The organism is Secundilactobacillus silagei JCM 19001, from assembly GCF_002217945.1.
In the GTDB taxonomy this organism is placed as follows: domain Bacteria; phylum Bacillota; class Bacilli; order Lactobacillales; family Lactobacillaceae; genus Secundilactobacillus; species Secundilactobacillus silagei.
Window position 1 is genome coordinate 1 of record NZ_BCMG01000078.1, and the last position, 234, is coordinate 234.

Genomic DNA, 234 nt, shown 5'->3' on the forward strand with positions numbered 1-234 from the left:
AGGTGGGGCAGATGATTAGGGTGAAGTCGTAACAAGGTAGCCGTAGGAGAACCTGCGGCTGGATCACCTCCTTTCTAAGGAATAATACGGAAGCCTGCACATGAGACAAAACTTTGTTTAGTTTTGAGAGGTCTACTCTCAAGTTAATAACGCTTTTTGGGCCTATAGCTCAGTTGGTTAGAGCGCACGCCTGATAAGCGTGAGGTCGATGGTCCGAGTCCATTTAGGCCCACT

At 48.3% G+C, this 234-nt stretch carries 1 tRNA gene and 1 rRNA gene; both read left to right on the forward strand.

Annotated elements, in window-relative coordinates:
• Window positions 1-74, forward strand: a 16S ribosomal RNA gene (locus CES79_RS12635); the annotation flags it as partial.
• An 84-nt stretch (window positions 75-158) separates the two neighbouring features.
• Window positions 159-232: transfer RNA gene (locus tag CES79_RS12640), tRNA-Ile, on the forward strand.
• Window positions 233-234 lie beyond the last annotated feature (2 nt).